Origin of the sequence: Lentzea sp. NPDC060358 (assembly GCF_042725365.1) — a bacterium.
Classification (GTDB): domain Bacteria; phylum Actinomycetota; class Actinomycetes; order Mycobacteriales; family Pseudonocardiaceae; genus Lentzea.
Genome location: NZ_JBHXCW010000192.1, coordinates 1 through 15,408, shown reverse-complemented (window position 1 = coordinate 15,408; position 15,408 = coordinate 1). Strand labels below are relative to the sequence as shown.

The 15,408-nt window shown below is 71.0% G+C and carries 16 protein-coding genes; 8 read left to right on the top strand and 8 right to left on the bottom strand.

Translation table 11 applies throughout. The features are described 5' to 3' along the window. Positions 1 to 67: 67 nt before the first annotated feature. Complete coding sequence (locus tag ACFWGZ_RS30860) at positions 68 to 1,714, bottom strand: glutamate--tRNA ligase (RefSeq protein WP_382455105.1); 1,647 nt, start codon at positions 1,712 to 1,714, stop codon at positions 68 to 70. Between the two features lie 74 nt (positions 1,715 to 1,788). Here ACFWGZ_RS30860 and ACFWGZ_RS30855 point away from each other — a divergent pair, with 74 nt between their 5' ends. Together ACFWGZ_RS30855 and ACFWGZ_RS30850 are read left to right on the top strand one after the other, a co-directional pair. Next, positions 1,789 to 2,970, top strand: a complete 1,182-nt coding sequence (locus tag ACFWGZ_RS30855; protein WP_382455104.1) for a zinc-dependent alcohol dehydrogenase — start codon at positions 1,789 to 1,791, stop codon at positions 2,968 to 2,970. Between the two features lie 19 nt (positions 2,971 to 2,989). Further along, complete coding sequence (locus tag ACFWGZ_RS30850; protein ID WP_382412099.1) at positions 2,990 to 3,610, top strand: L-threonylcarbamoyladenylate synthase; 621 nt, start codon at positions 2,990 to 2,992, stop codon at positions 3,608 to 3,610. A gap of 45 nt (positions 3,611 to 3,655) precedes the next feature. Here the strand turns inward: ACFWGZ_RS30850 and ACFWGZ_RS30845 are convergent, their stop codons facing one another. Next, a complete protein-coding gene (locus tag ACFWGZ_RS30845) occupies positions 3,656 to 5,479 on the bottom strand; it encodes a S8 family serine peptidase (protein WP_382455103.1) in 1,824 nt (607 codons plus the stop codon). Positions 5,480 to 5,676: 197 nt separating this feature from the next. Between ACFWGZ_RS30845 and ACFWGZ_RS30840 the strand changes: the two genes are divergently transcribed. After that, positions 5,677 to 6,678, top strand: a complete 1,002-nt coding sequence (locus tag ACFWGZ_RS30840) for a hypothetical protein (protein ID WP_382455102.1) — start codon at positions 5,677 to 5,679, stop codon at positions 6,676 to 6,678. Between the two features lie 341 nt (positions 6,679 to 7,019). On the opposite strand, the gene ACFWGZ_RS30835 is transcribed toward ACFWGZ_RS30840, so the two are convergent. Continuing rightward, positions 7,020 to 7,601 (bottom strand): NUDIX domain-containing protein, encoded by a 582-nt coding sequence (locus ACFWGZ_RS30835; RefSeq protein ID WP_382455101.1) that lies wholly within the window; start codon positions 7,599 to 7,601, stop codon positions 7,020 to 7,022. A 110-nt stretch (positions 7,602 to 7,711) separates the two neighbouring features. Between ACFWGZ_RS30835 and ACFWGZ_RS30830 the strand changes: the two genes are divergently transcribed. After that, entirely contained in the window at positions 7,712 to 8,824 is a 1,113-nt protein-coding gene (locus ACFWGZ_RS30830) for a helix-turn-helix domain-containing protein (RefSeq protein ID WP_382455100.1), read from the top strand. A gap of 84 nt (positions 8,825 to 8,908) precedes the next feature. Here ACFWGZ_RS30830 and ACFWGZ_RS30825 read toward each other — a convergent pair whose 3' ends face one another. Together ACFWGZ_RS30825 and ACFWGZ_RS30820 are read right to left on the bottom strand one after the other, a co-directional pair. Then, complete coding sequence (locus ACFWGZ_RS30825; protein WP_382455099.1) at positions 8,909 to 9,799, bottom strand: ParB/RepB/Spo0J family partition protein; 891 nt, start codon at positions 9,797 to 9,799, stop codon at positions 8,909 to 8,911. 78 nt (positions 9,800 to 9,877) lie between these two features. Further along, on the bottom strand, positions 9,878 to 10,270 hold the full coding sequence (locus ACFWGZ_RS30820) for a CoA-binding protein (RefSeq protein WP_382455098.1): 393 nt from the start codon (positions 10,268 to 10,270) through the stop codon (positions 9,878 to 9,880). A gap of 125 nt (positions 10,271 to 10,395) precedes the next feature. On the opposite strand from ACFWGZ_RS30820, the gene ACFWGZ_RS30815 reads away from it, so the two are divergent. Beyond that, the gene (locus ACFWGZ_RS30815) at positions 10,396 to 10,821 is read left to right on the top strand and encodes a YciI family protein (protein WP_382455097.1); all 426 of its coding nucleotides are present in this window, start codon (positions 10,396 to 10,398) and stop codon (positions 10,819 to 10,821) included. Between the two features lie 15 nt (positions 10,822 to 10,836). Here the strand turns inward: ACFWGZ_RS30815 and ACFWGZ_RS30810 are convergent, their stop codons facing one another. Continuing rightward, on the bottom strand, positions 10,837 to 11,553 hold the full coding sequence (locus tag ACFWGZ_RS30810) for a substrate-binding domain-containing protein (RefSeq protein ID WP_382455096.1): 717 nt from the start codon (positions 11,551 to 11,553) through the stop codon (positions 10,837 to 10,839). Between the two features lie 56 nt (positions 11,554 to 11,609). On the opposite strand from ACFWGZ_RS30810, the gene ACFWGZ_RS30805 reads away from it, so the two are divergent. Continuing rightward, complete coding sequence (locus tag ACFWGZ_RS30805) at positions 11,610 to 11,969, top strand: DUF5997 family protein (RefSeq protein ID WP_382455106.1); 360 nt, start codon at positions 11,610 to 11,612, stop codon at positions 11,967 to 11,969. On the opposite strand, the gene ACFWGZ_RS30800 is transcribed toward ACFWGZ_RS30805, so the two are convergent. After that, positions 11,966 to 12,607: a maleylpyruvate isomerase N-terminal domain-containing protein gene (locus ACFWGZ_RS30800; RefSeq protein WP_382455095.1), complete on the bottom strand. Its 642-nt coding sequence runs from the start codon at positions 12,605 to 12,607 to the stop codon at positions 11,966 to 11,968. The genes ACFWGZ_RS30805 and ACFWGZ_RS30800 overlap by 4 nt on opposite strands. A 60-nt stretch (positions 12,608 to 12,667) precedes the next feature. On the opposite strand from ACFWGZ_RS30800, the gene ligD reads away from it, so the two are divergent. Further along, on the top strand, positions 12,668 to 13,612 hold the full coding sequence (gene ligD, locus ACFWGZ_RS30795) for a non-homologous end-joining DNA ligase (RefSeq protein ID WP_382455094.1): 945 nt from the start codon (positions 12,668 to 12,670) through the stop codon (positions 13,610 to 13,612). Further along, positions 13,602 to 14,540, top strand: coding sequence for a DNA polymerase domain-containing protein (locus ACFWGZ_RS30790; RefSeq protein WP_382455093.1), 939 nt, complete (start codon positions 13,602 to 13,604; stop codon positions 14,538 to 14,540). The genes ligD and ACFWGZ_RS30790 overlap by 11 nt, the downstream gene beginning before the upstream one ends. On the opposite strand, the gene ACFWGZ_RS30785 is transcribed toward ACFWGZ_RS30790, so the two are convergent. Next, positions 14,537 to 15,408, bottom strand: an 872-nt coding sequence (locus ACFWGZ_RS30785; protein ID WP_382455092.1) for a hypothetical protein, incomplete at its 5' end; no start/stop codon positions are given. The genes ACFWGZ_RS30790 and ACFWGZ_RS30785 overlap by 4 nt on opposite strands.

The window sequence follows — 15,408 nt, the reverse complement described above, 5'->3', positions numbered from 1 at the left end:
AGCTTGCCTTGGTGGTCAAAGGAAAGCCCCCGGTTCCTGCGGAACCGGGGGCCGTTGCGTGCTGGTGTCAGCCAGCCAGAGCGCGCACCCGGCGCAGCACCTCGTCCGCGCCCAGCGTGCGGGCCACCGCGTGCAGGTCCGGGCTCGCCTTCGACCCGGTCAGCGCCACGCGGATCAGCTGGGCCGCCTCGCGGATCGAGCCGGGGTAGGCGTCCGGGTTCTTCTTGTACTCCTTGGGGTTCGGGGCGAAGCCGTGCTTCGTCGCCAGCTCGCGGATCTGGCCGAACCACTCCTGGCCGTCCTCGAGGTCGGCGTAGCCGTCGGCGAAGTCCGCCGCGAAGGCCGCGATGAGCTCCGCGGGCAGGCCGCCGAGGCGCTCGTCGGCGCGGTCCGACACCAGGGGGAACAGGGAGGGGAAGAAGAAGCCGTAGGCGGTGCGGAAGTCGGACCACTTGCGGAGGTCCTTGCGCGGGTTCGCGACCTCCGGGCCGCGCTCCACCCGCAGGGCTGCCAGGGCTTGCGCGCGGTGCTCCGACAGGACCGCCACCAGCTCCGGGTCGTAGGAGGACGCCCACGTCGCGATGCGGTCGACGATCTCCTCGCCCGACAGGGTCGCGACGTAGTCGGCGCAGATGTCGTCCAGCTTCACGAGGTCGACCAGGGGGCCCGCCACGCCGCACTCGGACAGCACGACGGGGGCCTGCAGCGCCTCGGCGAGCGGCAGGTCGGCCAGGCGAGCGTTCACCAGGCCGCGCAGGTAGTACCGGACGGCCTCGGCCGGGAAGCCCGCCTCGATGAAGTACTCGACCGAGGCTTCCGGGTCCTTGCGCTTCGAGAGCTTGCGGCGGGAGCCGCCCTGCTGCTTCATCAGCGGGGCGATGTGGGCGTACTCGACGCGGTCGAAGCCCAGGGCGTCGAAGAGCTGCAGGTGGGTCGGGACGCTGGAGATCCACTCCTCGCCGCGGATCACCAGGTTCACGCGCATCAGGTGGTCGTCGACCGCGTGCGCGAAGTGGTAGGTGGGCAGGCGCGGGGACTGGTCCGAGGCCTTGAGGATCACCACGTCGTTGCGGTTGGCCTCGTGCTCGAGCTCGCCGCGGATGGCGTCGGTGAACTTCGTGCGCTCCCCCGCCTTGCCCGGCGAGCGGAAGCGGACGACGTACGGGCGGCCGGCGTCCAGGGCCTCCTGGACCTCCTCGGCGCTCTTGTCGCGCCAGATCGCCCAGCGGCCGTAGTAGCCGGTGGGGAGCTTCGTGGCCTGCTGGCGGGCGGTGATGTCCGCGAGCTCTTCCTTCGTCGCGAAGCAGAGGTACGCCTTGCCGGCGCGCAGCAGCTCGCGCACGTACGTCAGGTAGACCTGCTCGCGCTGCGACTGGTGGTACGGGCCGTAGGCGCCGGCCGAGTCGGCCTCGTCCGGCTCGATGCCGAAGTAGGCGAAGGCCCTGGTGAACTGCTCGACGGCGCCGGGGACCTCGCGCGCCTGGTCGGTGTCCTCGACGCGCACGATGTACGAGCCGCCCGAGTGGGAGGCGATGTCGCGGTCGATCATTCCCACGTAGAGGCCGCCGATGTGCAGGAAACCGGTCGGCGACGGGCCCAGGCGGGTGACCTTCGCGTCCTCGCCCAGGCCGCGCGGCGGGTACCGCTCCTCCCAGGCGGACGGCTCGGGCAGGTCCGAGGGGAACAGGGCGTCGACGACGGCACGGTCGAGCATCGCTGGAGGTCTCCAAACCGGGGAAAGGAAGTCGTCCCAGGTTATCAACGCCTCGTCGGGGTAATGCCCTGGGCATGAAGGCAGTCACTTGGCACGGCAAGCGCGACGTCCGGGTCGACACCGTCCCCGACCCGGTGCTCAAGGAACCGGACGACGTCATCGTCAAGATCACCTCGAGCGGCATCTGCGGGTCGGACCTGCACCTGTACGAGGTGCTGGGACCGTTCCTGTCCGAGGGCGACGTCCTCGGGCACGAGCCGATGGGGATCGTCGAGGAGGTCGGGCCGCAGGTCACGGCCCTCCGGCCCGGCGACAGGGTGGTGGTCCCGTTCAACGTCTCCTGCAACCACTGCTTCATGTGCGAGCAGGGCCTGCAGAGCCAGTGCGAGACCACCCAGGTCCACGAGCACGGGTCGGGCGCGGCGCTGTTCGGGTACACCAAGCTCTACGGCCAGGTGCCCGGCGGGCAGGCCGAGTACCTGCGGGTCCCGTTCGGCAACTCCCTGCCGATCCCGGTGCCGCAGGGCCCGCCGGACGACCGGTTCGTCTACCTCAGCGACGTGCTGCCCACGGCGTGGCAGGCCGTCGAGTACGCGGGCGTCCAGGCCGACCAGACGGTCGCGGTGCTCGGGCTCGGCCCCATCGGCGACATGGCCTGCCGGGTGGCCAAGCGGAAGAACGCGCGGGTCATCGGCATCGACCTCGTCCCCGAACGGCTCGCCCGCGCCAAGGCGTGCGGTGTGGAGACGATCGACCTGCGCGGCGTCGGCAAGCACCTCACCGAGGTCGTCCGCGACCTCACGAACGGGCGCGGGCCGGACGCGGTGATCGACGCGGTCGGCTTGGAGGCCCACGGCGCGCCGGCCGGGAAGGTCGCCCAGCAGCTCACCGGGCTGCTGCCGGACGCGATGGCCCAGAAGCTCATGAAGGAGGCGGGCGTCGACCGGCTCCGCGCCCTCCACAGCGCCATCGACATGGTCCGCCGGGGCGGCACGATCTCGATCTCCGGCGTCTACGGCGGCATGGCGGACCCGATGCCGATGCTGACGCTGTTCGACAAGCAGATCCAGCTGCGGATGGGTCAGGCGAACGTGTGGCGCTGGGTCCCGGAGATCCTGCCGCTGCTCGTCGACGGCGACCCGTTCGGCACGGAGGGCTTCGCCACGCACCACCTGCCGCTCGACGCCGCGCCCGAGGCGTACGAGACGTTCCAGAAGAAAAACGACGGCATGGTCAAAGTGCTGCTCAAACCTTGATCGGCATATCCTGCCCGGCATGGCCAAGTACCTCGACGTCCACCCGGTCAACCCGCAGAAGCGCGCCATCGACCAGGCCGTGCGGATCCTGCAGGAGGACGGCCTGATCGCGTACCCGACCGACTCCTGCTACGCGCTCGGCTGCCGCCTGGGCAACAAGGACGGGATCGACCGGATCCGGGAGATCCGCAAGCTCGACGACAAGCACCACTTCACGCTGATGTGCGAGAACTTCGCGCAGCTGGGGCAGTTCGTCGTCGTCGACAACGCGGTGTTCCGCGCGATCAAGGCCTCCACGCCGGGCAACTACACCTTCATCCTGCCCGCCACGAAGGAGGTGCCGCGCCGGATGATGCACGCGAAGAAGAAGACGGTCGGCGCGCGCATCCCGGACCACGTGGTGACGCAGGCGCTGCTGCAGGCGATGGGCGAGCCGCTGCTCACGTCGACGCTGCTGCTCCCGGACGAGGCGGAGCCGCTGGTCGACGGCTGGGAGATCAAGGACCGGCTGGACCACGTGGTGGACGCGGTGATCGACTCCGGGGAGTGCGGCACCACGCCCACCACGGTGGTGGACTTCTCGAGCGGCGAGGCCGAGATCATCCGCTACGGGGCGGGCGACCCGGCCAGGTTCGAGTAGCCCTCTCCCGCGACGACGCCGGCCGGTCGTCGCGGGCGGGCCGGCCTACGACACGACCAGCGCGTAGTCGGCATCGGTCTCGCTCGTCTCGACGTGGCCGTCGACGTTGACGGCGGTCGCGACGACCTCGACGGTCCAGGTGCCCGCGGAGGGCGCCTGGACCAGCACGTTCTCCACGGTGTCGACGGTGTTCGCGACGCCGCCGGGGGTGGACCAGTTGCCCTCGAGCAGGCCGTTGTTGCCCCAGTAGACCGTGCCGTCGGGGGCGGTGACCTTCAGCGTGAGGTCGTTGACGGTCGCCTTGGCCGAGGTCGGCGACCCGGCCGGGTCGGTGTAGGCGAGCGTCGCGTGGAACGGGGTCCGGCCGTCGGACTCCACGGTGTAGCTGCGCGTCTGACCGGTCACGACCAGGTCGGACTCGTTCACGAGGACCGGCAGCCGCCAGCCGCCCGCCTGCGCGCGGTCGTAGAGGTTGCGCACGGACGCGGTGCCCCAGCCCTGGTGGGTGCGGGTCTGGTCGTGCCCGGTGCCGCTGAACGCGTGCTGGTCGGCCGTGTTGACCAGCAGCGCCTTCGCGGTCGCCGCGTGCGGGCGGGCCTCGAAGACGTCACGGGCCTTGCCGGGGCCGCCGTCGAACACGCCGTCGGCCCACATCTGGAACAGCAGACCGGCGTTGCCGCAGGTGATCGGGGTGGCGCCGGACGTGCCGCCGAACGACGTGGTGTAGGAGGAGTCGGTCGAGGACGACGTCGTGTCGATGCGGTCGTAGAAGTTCGACAGCTCCGGCTTGATGCGGCCGTCGGCGGCGGGGCCGATCGACGCTCCCCTGTTCCACCTGTCGTCGGCGCGGTCCGCGGTGTTGAAGTGGTAGTGGCCGCCGACCGACAGCACGTTCTTCGCCCACGCCTGCGGACGGGAGCTGCGCGTGCCCGCGTTGCTCTGCGACTGGCAGATCAGCAGGTCGTGGTCGAACACGATCTTGTCCATCTGCTGCGAGATGGAGTTGTAGGACGTGGTGAGCGCGTCGCCCCAGCTGTTGGACTGGAACACGGCCCGGTACCGCCCCGCCGGGTCGACGAGCTCGCCGGCCAGCGCGTAGCGGTCGCCGCGCTGGTAGACGGCCGTGATGCCCTGGCCCTCCGGCAGCAGGCCGGTGTGTGCGGACGAGACGCCCGACGCGAAGATCTCGCCGTAGGTCGAGGTGCCGTGCGAGGTGTCGGTCGAGTTGGTGGTGTGCTGGAGCGCGGGCTTCGCCTGGAACTCCTGGTGCGTCAAGCGGAAACCGCCGTCCATGACCTCGCCGCGCACGCCCTGGCCGCGGTAGCCGCCGACGGCCTCGACGTAGTTGGCGCCGGACGACTCGCGCGAGATCGCCATGTCGTTCTCCGGCGCCGAGACCGGGTCGAGGGCGAGCACGGCGGGCAGCTTCGCGAGCTGCGCGGCCTGGCCGGAGTCGAGCGTGGCGAGGATGTGCTCACGGCTCGCGGAGATGACGTTCACCTTGCCGCCCAGCGACTTCACCCTGGCGGCGACTGTCTGCTGGTCGCGAGCGTCCGGCCCGGTCAGCGTCACCAGGTAGTCGGACGAGCCGCCGAGCGCCGCGACCGGGGGCTGGGCCTGGAACGGGCGCACGTCGCGCACGTAGCTCAGCCGCGAGACGCGCGTGGTGCTCGTCATGCGCGCGACGTAGGTGCCGTCCTGGACGAACGTGCCGAGCCGCACGCCGAGACCCTGGAGCTGGTGGCGCTGGGCGTCGGAGAGGGTGCTGCGGAACTGCAGCAGGTAAGCGCTCTCCGTCGGTGCGGCGACCGCCGGGACCGCGCTGACCAGCGCGAACGCCGATAAAGCCGAAACGATTGTGCGCAGCAAGAAACAACCTCCATCAGCAGGGGTGGCGGTGACCGGAGGGCGTCACTGCCTGTGATCGCCACGTTACCGTCAACCACCAGGCGGGGACATCGGTCGATCGGCGGCGGCCGGATGTCGAGACGCTGTCGACCTGTCCGTTCGGCCACGTACGATCACCTTCACCCGGATGGTGCATCCGGAGTAACGTCCGGTCAGGTATGCCCGACATGCCACGAAAAGCATTTCCGCGCGGAGGACGGATGCCTGTATCGCCCGAGCAGCTCATGGAAGAACTGCGCACCCTGTGCCGCGGGCGGGGTGTGCAGACCCCCGGTATCGACTTGCACGTCGGTCCGGCGCTGCGCCAGGTGTGCGGCCTCGTGGAGTCCGACGGCGCGGAGGCCGTGAGAACGAAACTGCAGGGCTGGGTCTTGAACGCGGTGCGCGGATTCCCGGTGGAGGTCCGCAACGCCGTTCTGGCACCCCTCGGACTGCACGAGGACGCGCAGTTCCGGTTCCTCAACGAACGCATCGAATGGCTCGCGCGGCAACAGGACCGCGGCGCGCGGACGGTGCGCAGGAGGATGGACGCCGGACTGCAGCGCCTGGTGGAGGTGGCGCTGCAGCCGGCCGGGTCGACGACGCACGTGGCGCCGTCGGAACTGTGGCACGTCAAGGAGTTCGACGCGCTGCTGAAGCTGGACGGCCCGACGCCCGCGTGCACGGAGCGCCGGACCGTGGTGGCCGACACCGACGGTGTCAACGAGATCGCGTGGTCCATCACGATCCCCGCCCCCACGCCCGATGGTGCTCCCGGGGATCTGGACGTGGAGGTGTTGCACGGAGTCGAGCTCATCGGCCACGAACGCCCGTCCCCGCGGCGCTTCCTGATGAAGCTGCGGTTGCCCCGCCCCCTCGACGCGGGACAAACACACCAGTTCGCACTCGAAGTGCGGGTACCGCGGGGACAGTCGATGCGTCCGACCTACGTGTTCTGGCCAGAGCGGATGTGCGAGTCGTTCCGGTTGCGGGTCCGCTTCGACCGGGACGACCTGCCCGAAGCGGTGTGGCGCGTGGAAGAGGCACTGGCGCGCGACACCGACGATCTGACGCCCTGGCCGAAGTCGCTGCCCATTGACGAGATCGGCGAGATCGACGTCTCGTTCCCGCATCCTCGTCAGGGCCGCGGCTACGGCGTGCAGTGGACGCCTCGCGACTGACCGTTCACGATCAGGGGCCTACCGGATCAGAAGTTCTCGCAGAAGTGCGGTTCCACAGCTGACACCTCCCTCGACGACTCAGGGAGAACCGCAGTCCGGAGAAGCGCGTCAGATCACCGAGACCATGAAGAAAGTGCCGACCACGAATCCCACGAAAAGGCAGATCGCGGCGACCTTCACGACGGTGGCGAGAGAGCAGATCATTCTCATCGAGAAATTCACCTTCTCATTCTGACTGGCTTTCCGGCCGTTGTTCTCGCCGTTGCACCAAGAGTGGCTTTCCGCCAGTCGAATGAGAACGGGTTTCCTGTTTCCAGCGAAATGAGGAAACCCCGGCAACGCTATTTCTGGGTCGTGCGGCGCAGCGCCATCACGAGCAGCGCGTGCGAGCTGCCGGCGTGCGGGAGCATGCCCTGCCGGACGAGGTCGAGCGCGCGGCAGAACGGCATGGTCCGCACGCACAGGTCGGCCTCACCGGGCTCCAGGGCCTGTTCGCCCTGGGTGAGCCCGGTGGCGAGGAAGATGTGGTCCACGTGGTTGCTGAGGCTGTCGGCGCCGTGGATCTGCCCGAGGGGTTCCCACGTCCGCGCGCGCAGGCCGGTCTCCTCCGCGAGCTCGCGGCGCGCGGCGGCCAGCGGGTCGGCGTCCGCGGTGTCGACGGCGCCGCCGGGCAGCCGCCACTCCGTCCCGCCGTGCGTGTAGATCCACTGCCGGGTCAGGACGACCTGGTCGTCGTCCTGCAGGGCGAGCACCGTGACCGACCCCGGCGCCACGACGTGGGTGTAGGTGCCGTGGCCGCCGTCCGGCCTCACGACGTCGTCCGCGCGGACCTCGAACCACGGGGACCGGTGCACCACGTTGGTCGCCAAGCGCTGCCAGACCATCACCACACCAGCCGCCTCGTCGAACCGCGTCATCACCATGACTCACATGGAACCATCGCGACCCGCTCCAGTTAGCCCCAGTTGATCGTCAATGAATTGCCAATTCGTGGACATTCCCCGTTTGGTTGTTTCTCGCCCTCCACACTGCTGTGGAGGGGGTGAAGCCGTTGCCGCCCACGTTCGCACAGGAGGTCCGCCGCCTGCGCAACGAGCGCGGTCTGTCACTCAATCAGATGACCGACGTGGTCTCGTACAGCAAGGGCCACCTCAGCAAGATCGAGAACGGTCAGGTCGCACCGAACCCGGAAATGGCCAGGGTCCTCGACGAGGCGCTGCAGGCCGGGGGCAGGCTGATCGAGCTCGCCGACGCTCCGGCCAGGCCGATTCCCAGCGACCACACCACCCTGCTCACCTTCGGCACGATGTTCGACGGCCACCGCACCCTGGGCCACCGGCTCAGCCCGGAGGTCGTGCTCGCCGGCCTGCGCCCGCAGCTGGAGGCGCTGAACGACCTGGCCCGGTCGGCCGACGACCCCGTGCTCGGCCGGGAGCTGTGGCTGCTGGCGGCCCGGTTCGCCGAGTACGCGGGCTGGATGGAGCAGGAACGCGGCGACGACGCCTCCGCCGCCGAACTGACCAGGCGCGCGGTCCGGTACGCCGTGAAGGGCGGTGACCGCGAGCTGGAGGCGTGGGCGCTGGTGCGCCAGGCGGAGTTCGCGCTCTACAAGGGGGACGCCCGCACGACGGTCCACTACGCGCGCCAGGCGGGCAAGGCCCGGTCCGCGGCTGTGCAGGCCGGTGCCGCGCAACGGGAAGCGCAGGGCTACGCCCTCGCGGGGGACGAAGTGCGCTGCGAGCAGGCCCTCGACCGCGCGGCCGAGCTGCGCCGGATGGCCGGCGACTCCCCCTACGGCTCGACGAGCCTCGTCGACGAGGTCGCGATGACCCGCGCCTGGGCGTTCCACGACCTCGGCCGCCACGCGGAGGCGGCCGGGATCCTGGACGTCCAGCTGCCGCTGATCACGCCCACCGCGCTGCGCGCCCGCACCCGGTTCGGCCTGCGCCGCGCGCTGGCCCACGCCGAGTCGGGCGAGGTCGAGCACGCGTGCGAGCTGGTCGCCGGGCTGCTCGACGACATCCGGCAGGTGCAGTCGGCGACCGTGCACATCGACCTGACCGCGTTCAGCAGGCTGCTGTCGCGGCTGCGGCCCGCGGCGGGGCGCGAGGTGGCGGGCGAGATCAAGGAGATCCTGTTCGCCTAGGGCCTGTCCCGCGGGTCCGTTCGAGAAGGGTGACCCGGAGGCGGTGCGTTCACAGCCACTCGCGGAACGGGCCCTGGCACCGCACTAGACGGCGGTGCGGCGGTTCTCCTGCTCCAGCGCGTCCGCCATCTCCCCCCACGCCTCGGCGCACCCGCGCGCCATGTCCGCCACGAGCTCGCGGCAGTGCGACGGCATCCCGGCCACCATCGCGCCCCACTCCCCCGGCGACACCGCGTGCCCCTCCAGCCACCGCAACGCCATCCGCCCGTGCTCGGTGAACCGCAGCGACGGGTCGCGGCGCAGGATCGGCAGGGTCTCGCCGGGCGTGCGCACGCCCGTGCGCGGCGCCGGGACGGACGTGCGTTCCGCCACCCGCATGCGTTCCGGCACGGGGTCGAGGCCCGCGTCCATCCGGCGCCGCACGTCGCGGACCGTGCCGGGCGACACCCCGGCCACCCGCGCGATGTCGCGCAGCGAGGCGTCCGGGCGTTCGGTGATGAGCTGACCGGCCAGGCGGCGGCCCGCCGCCGAGTTGACCGGCCGCACCTTGCCGTCGCGGCCCACCCGCACCGCGGCCTGGCCGCCCACCGCGCGCCGCAGCACGCCGACGGACTTGGCCGCGAGGCCGGTCGACGCCGCGATCGCGCGATCGGACCACTGCGGGTGCGAGCGCAGCAGCCGGCGTGCCGCGGCCTCGCGGTCGGCGGTCGACAGCGTGGGCAGGTTGAGCGACACGGACAGGCAGAAGACGTCCTCCGCCGGGCCGTCGACGTACTCGACCTCGACGGAACGGCAGCCGCGCAGGACCGCGGCCTTCACCCGGTGGGTGCCGTCCACGACCTTCATGGTCGCGCGGTGCACCACGACCGGTGGAAGCTGGGCGCCGGACGACGCCAGTGAGCGGACGAACTCCTCACTGCAGCCGGCGAGTCGCGGTGACTCCGCCGGGTGCAGCGCGTTGATGTCGACGAGCATGCGAAATCGAGCCCCCAGGCTGACTGTCCCCGGAACCCCCATGTGTCCGGAGACGATCTGGGCAGGCTATCCACTCGTTCAACGGGAGCGCCACTCGATCGCGGGACAGACGTCCATCACCATGCGCAGCCCGGCGTCCTTGGCCCGCCGGTAGGCGTCGTCGTCGACCACTCCGAGCTGGAACCACACCGCCTTGGCGCCGATCGCGGCGGCCTCGTCGGCGAACTGGCCGGCGTCCTGCGAGCGGCGGAACACGTCGACGACGTCCACCTCGAACGGGATGTCGGCCAGCGTCGCGTAGCCCTGCTCGCCGTGCACGGTCTCGGCCGACGGGTGCACCGGCACGATCTTCTTGCCCCGCTCCTGCAGGAACCGGGCGACGCCGTGGGCCGCGCGGGACGGGTTGTCCGAGAGCCCCACGATGGCCCAGACCTGGCAGTTGTCGAGGATCCAGTCGACGTCTTCGCGCATGTCCCCGAGCCTAGTCTTCACCTCGCTTTGTGACTCCGGTCACATTCACGGCGCGCCGGTCGAAAGCCGGGGCCGCCGATCGACGCGTGGGTAGAAACGGACGACACCAGCCAGAGGAGATCGAGATGCGGTTCATGGTCATCGTCAAGGCGAACGAGGACACCGAGAACGGCGTGCTGCCCACCGCGCAGGAGCTCTCGGCGATGGGCGACTACAACGAGGAGCTGGTCAAGGCCGGGGTGATGCTCGCGGGCGACGGCCTCTACCCGAGCGCGAAGGGCGCGCGGGTCGCGTTCGGCGGCAAGGGCGCGACGACGGTCACCGACGGCCCGTTCGCCGAGACCAAGGAGCTGATCGCGGGCTTCTGGATCTGGGAGCTGCCGTCGCTGCAGGACGCCGTCGAGTGGCTGAGGAGGGCGCCGTTCCAGACCGGCGAGGTGGAGATCCGGCAGATCCACGGCCCGGAGGCGTTCGAGAGCGTCGTGACGCCCGAGATCCAGGCGCAGGAGGACCGCCTCCGCGAGCAGCTCACCACCCAGAACGGGCAGTGAGTCCACTCGTGACCGTCAGCGTCCGCGGCGGGTCTTCGCGCGCTTGGCGGGCGGCTTCTGCTGCTGCCGGGGCGCGGCCCCCCGCTGCTGTTGCTGCTTCCTCGCCGGTTCCTGCCGGGGCTTGCGCTCGGGCTCCTGCCGCGGGCCGCGGGTGCTGTTGACCGTGCGGCCGCGGACGATGCCGATCAGGTGCTCGACCAGCTCGGGGTTCTCGTCGCGGATCGGGAACGACAGCGCCACGCGCGACTGCGGCGCGTCGGCGAGCGTCTTGTACGCCAGGTCACGGCGGTGGTGCAGGCGGGCGAGCGACTGAGGCACCACGAGCAGCCCCACCCCGGCCGCGACGACCTCGACGGCGTCCGCGGTGGTCTCCGGACGCTCGACCGGCGGCTGACCGGGCACCGACTCCCACCCGAGCGTGTCGTCGAGCGGCTGCCACAGCACGTGGCCCGCCAGGTCGTCCACGGACAGCTCGTCCGCGAACTCCTGGTCCTTCGGGTGCACCACGACCGTCGTCTCGGTGTAGAGCGGGATGGCGTGCAGGTCCTCGCGGTCGCCGGGCAGCCGCAGCAGCGCGGCGTCGGCCTCGCCGGAGCGCACCTTCGCGGCGGCTTCGGCGGCGGTCACCTGCACGAGGACGAGCGGGGTCTCCGGCAGGCGTTCCTGCCAGACCCGCGCCCACTTGCCCGGCGTCACGCCTGGGACGTACGCGAGCGTGAACGATCCGGTCACGTGCCGAGGCTACCGGACGAGCCCGTTACCCTTTTCGCATGAAGTCGCAGCAGACCATGAAACCCGCCACCGCAGCGAAGAAGCTGGGCGTGTACCTCGAGGCCACCCCCGAGGAGTTCCAGGCGGGCGTCGTGTCGCGCGACGAGCTGAACGAGCTGCAGGCCAACCCGCCGGAGTGGCTGCGCGACCTGCGCCGCAACGGCCCGCACCCCAAGCAGCTGATCGCGCAGAAGCTGGGCATCTCCTCCTCGGGCCTCGTGCGCGCGGGCCTGACCGACGCGCTCACCACCGACCAGATCAACGCGATCAAGGACGAGAACCCGGATTGGCTCGTGAAGGAGCGCGCGACCTTCAAGGAGTTCAAGGCCGAGGAGGCGCGTCTCGCGGAGAAGGCGCGCACCGAGGAAGACGACTAGACGAGCACGAACGGGAGCGGCCGGTCCCCCAGCTCGGCGCGCTCCCGCTCGGTCGGCGCGCGCCGGCCGGTGCCCACCAGCAGCACGTCCTCGTCCCGCCACGCGGCGGGGAACGCGCCCGCGAGCAGTTCCAGCACCTCACGGCACCGGGCGAGCGCGTCGGCGTGCGGGCGGCGGGCTCCCGGCAGGTGCGCCACCAGGTCCAGGTGGTGCAGCGTCCACTCCCAGACGTAGGCGCCCAGGTAGTCCGCCACGGCCAGCACCATGTCCCGGGTGCTCACCTTGAGCCGAGGGTCGGCGATCTGGGCGGCCCGCAGCGCCGCCCCGCCCACGTCGTCGACGTGGTGCTTCAGCATCCACGGCTCGCCGTAGGCCGCGGCGAGCCGCACGGTCAGCGCCGCCAGCGGGTCGTCCGCGGGTTCGCGGGTGACCTCCCAGTACGTGACGGAGTCGTGCGTCACGGCGTCCGCGGTGAGTGTGACCAGCGTGATCAGCACGTCCTGGGCGTCGATCACGAAGTGGCACACCAGGTCCCGCACCAGCCAGTCCGCGCACCCGGACGGCCGTGCGAAGTCGTCGTCGGACAGGCCCGCGACGGTGTCGAGCAGGTCGGACAGCGAACGCGAGAACAGGTCCACGTCCGCAAGCTACCCGGCGTTGCGCTGAGGAAACGCCTGCGAGCGGCTAGGTTGACCTCCATGGGCAAGTCTCCGGCTGTGGAGCTCGAGGTGGCGGACCGCGTCGTGCGGATCTCCAACCCCGACCGCGTCTACTTCCCCGCGCGCGGCGAGACGAAGTTGGATCTCGCGCACTACTACCTGTCCGTCGGCGACGGGATCGTCCGCGCGTTGCGGGAACGGCCGTGCATGCTGCACCGCTTCCCCGAGGGCGTGACGGGCGAGAAGGTGCACCAGAAGAGGCTGCCGAACGGCGCGCCGCCGTGGGTGCGGACGGTGCGGGTGCACTTCCCGCGCTACAACCGCCACGCCGACGAGCTGAGCGTCACGCACCTCGCCGACGTGATCTGGGCGGTGCAGATGTCCACTGTGGAGTTCCACCCGTGGAACTCGCGGGCGGCCGACACCGAGAAGCCCGACGAGTGGCGGATCGACCTCGACCCCGGTCCGGAGTGCTCGTTCGACCGCGTCCGGCGGGTGGCGCTGGTGGTGCAGGAGGTGCTGGCCGAGCTGGGCGCCACCGGGTTCCCGAAGACGTCCGGGTCGAAGGGTCTGCACGTCTACGTGCGGATCAAGCCCTCGTTCGGGTTCCAGGACGTCCGCAAGGCCGCGCTGGCGTTCGCGCACGAGGTCGAACGGCGCGCGCCCGACGACGTGGAGACCACGTGGTGGCGCAAGGACCGCGACCCGGAGCTGGTGTTCGTGGACTACAACCAGAACACCCGCGACCGCACGATCGCGAGCGCCTACTCGGTGCGCGGCTTCCCGGAGGCGACGGTGTCGACGCCGATCCGCTGGGACGAGGTCCCGGACGTCGACCCGCGGGAGTTCACCATCGCGACCGTGCCGAAGCGCTACGCCGAGCTGGGAGACCTGCACGCCGGCATCGACGACGCGGTGTGGTCCATCGAACCGCTGCTCGAGTGGGCCGCCCGCGACGAGCTCGAGGTGCCCGATGAGCAGTAGCCCGATCAAGTTCTCCTCCCTCGACCAGCCGCTGTTCGGCGGGCTGCTCAAGGGCGACCTGGTGGAGTACCTGGAGTTCGTCGCCGACCGGTTCGTGCCGGTGCTCGCCGGGCGGCAGCTCTCGGTGTGGCGGATCCTGCGCGGCCAGGACCCGTTCATGCAGAAGAACGTCCCCAAGTACACACCGGACCACGTGAAGACCGTCGAGGTCTGGGCGGAGGCGTCGCACCGCAAGATCAGGTACGCGGTCTGCGACGACGAGCAGACGCTGATGTGGTTCGCGAACCAGCGCGCCGTCGAGTACCACGTGCCGCTCTACCTGGGCGACCACTTCGGCGAGGACCACCACCAGACCCACATGGTGCTCGACGTCGACCCGCCGGAGGGCGCGGACTTCTCCGCCGCGGTCCGGGCGGCGCTGCTGATCCGCGAGACGCTCGCGCAGGCGGGCCTGGACGGGCTCGTGAAGACCAGCGGCGCCAAGGGCGTGCACATCTTCGTGCCGATGCGGGAGCACTCCCCCGACGACGTGGCCGCGGCGACGCGCGCGGTGGCGGCCCGGGCCGAGGAGCTCGGCCCGGAACTGGCGACCACCGCCTACATCAAGACCGAACGCGGCGGGAAGGTCTTCCTCGACTCGACCAGGGCGTGGAGCGCGACCGTCGTGGCCGCCTACAGCCCGCGACTGCGCGACGGGCTGCCGATCTCGTTCCCCGTGCCGTGGGACTCGCTGGCGGACGTCGCGCCGGCGGACTTCACGATCAGGACGCGGTTCGACGGCGACCCGTGGACCGAGCTCATGCCGGAGCCGCAACGCCTGCCGGCCGACCTGGTCGAGCAGGGGCACACGATCCCCGTGGCACGCGTCGCCGCGATGCACGAGGGCAAGCGGCGCAAGCGCGCCGAGGAGGCGCAGGACGAGGGCTAGGACGGGTCGGAACCGCGGAACGCGCCCCACCACAGCCCCAGCACGGCGGCGATCACCGTCGCGGTGATCCAGCCGGTGAACCCGCTGCCGTCGAGGTAGGCCCAGAAGATGCCGACGAACGGCGCGGGCACCATGAACACCGCGTCCACCCGCAGCTGGGCGAGCAGGCCGCGCGGCGCGCGCGTCTGCGGGTCGGGCTGCGCCGGGTTGTCGGTCCGCCGGCCCCGCGGGTGCTTCGTCACGACGCGACCGGACGGGTAGAGCGTCACGCCGTCGGCGACGGCGACCCGGCCGCCGCGCAGTTCGACGGTCACCGGCGACGGCAGCGTCACGAGCACCGGGTCGTAGTAGACGGGCAGCCAGCGCTCGGTGCGGCCCTCGATCTCCAGCCACGACCGGACCATCAGGCCCGACTGCAGCCGGATCCGGCGCACCGGCACCGTTTCCGCCGCGGACCGGGCGGACCGGACCGCCAGCAGCACCCGCACCCCGCCGGCGACGAGCACGAGGATCATCACGGCGAGCGAGAACGTCACGCCGCCCAGCGCGCGGTCGGTCTCCAGGAACAGGTCCGATCCGGGGATCACGGCGCGGGACGGGTCCGCGGGGTCGAACGCCACCTGCGTCTGCCGCCCCACGAACCGCGCACCGTTCTCGTACGGGACGCGCGCCGACCCCGACGGCCACCGCACCTCGACCGCGCCGTCGGCGAACGACACCACCGAGCCGACGTCACGGGAGGTCAGCGACGACAGCTGCGCGCGTCCGTCCGAATAGGACAGGAACGAGAGCAGCGCGACCACCGTGCAGACGGCCAGCACGATCGCGGTGGCGAGAACACCGTGGCGCAGCGCGCGAACCCGGGAAC

Bases quoted from the DNA above. Each gene is read 5' to 3' on its own strand.
- ACFWGZ_RS30860 (WP_382455105.1), bottom strand. From the start codon at position 1,714: ATGCTCGACCGTGCCGTCGTCGACGCCCTGTTCCCCTCGGACCTGCCC.
- ACFWGZ_RS30855 (WP_382455104.1), top strand. From the start codon at position 1,789: ATGAAGGCAGTCACTTGGCACGGCAAGCGCGACGTCCGGGTCGACACC.
- ACFWGZ_RS30850 (WP_382412099.1), top strand. From the start codon at position 2,990: ATGGCCAAGTACCTCGACGTCCACCCGGTCAACCCGCAGAAGCGCGCC.
- ACFWGZ_RS30840 (WP_382455102.1), top strand. From the start codon at position 5,677: ATGCCCGACATGCCACGAAAAGCATTTCCGCGCGGAGGACGGATGCCT.
- ACFWGZ_RS30835 (WP_382455101.1), bottom strand. From the start codon at position 7,601: ATGGTGATGACGCGGTTCGACGAGGCGGCTGGTGTGGTGATGGTCTGG.
- ACFWGZ_RS30825 (WP_382455099.1), bottom strand. From the start codon at position 9,799: ATGCTCGTCGACATCAACGCGCTGCACCCGGCGGAGTCACCGCGACTC.
- ACFWGZ_RS30820 (WP_382455098.1), bottom strand. From the start codon at position 10,270: ATGCGCGAAGACGTCGACTGGATCCTCGACAACTGCCAGGTCTGGGCC.
- ACFWGZ_RS30815 (WP_382455097.1), top strand. From the start codon at position 10,396: ATGCGGTTCATGGTCATCGTCAAGGCGAACGAGGACACCGAGAACGGC.
- ACFWGZ_RS30805 (WP_382455106.1), top strand. From the start codon at position 11,610: ATGAAACCCGCCACCGCAGCGAAGAAGCTGGGCGTGTACCTCGAGGCC.
- ligD (WP_382455094.1), top strand. From the start codon at position 12,668: ATGGGCAAGTCTCCGGCTGTGGAGCTCGAGGTGGCGGACCGCGTCGTG.
- ACFWGZ_RS30790 (WP_382455093.1), top strand. From the start codon at position 13,602: ATGAGCAGTAGCCCGATCAAGTTCTCCTCCCTCGACCAGCCGCTGTTC.